Source organism: Methanococcoides sp. NM1, from assembly GCF_900774285.1.
In the GTDB taxonomy this organism is placed as follows: Archaea; Halobacteriota; Methanosarcinia; order Methanosarcinales; family Methanosarcinaceae; genus Methanococcoides; species Methanococcoides vulcani.
Window position 1 is genome coordinate 1 of record NZ_CAAGTW010000045.1, and the last position, 210, is coordinate 210.

Annotated in this window: 1 protein-coding gene; it reads right to left on the minus strand. The window is 46.2% G+C overall.

The genetic code is table 11. The annotated features are described in order from the left end of the window. On the minus strand, positions 1-210 hold a 210-nt coding region (locus E7X56_RS11915; RefSeq protein ID WP_167879545.1), incomplete at both ends, for a hypothetical protein.

Here is a 210-nt window from a genome sequence, read left to right on the forward strand (position 1 = left end):
AGTTCCATGTTATTGAACTACCACTAACACTTGATTCGTCCAGGCTGGTTACACTGGCCGGTGCAGTAAGGTCCAGGGTGGTTGCAGTATCATTTACCCAGGTAGTGTTGATATTACCGTCAGTATCCACAGTTCTTGTACTGATCTGGTAGATGGTAGCTTCATCAAGACCGGTTGCTACATAGGAACTGTCAGGATCACTGACATTGG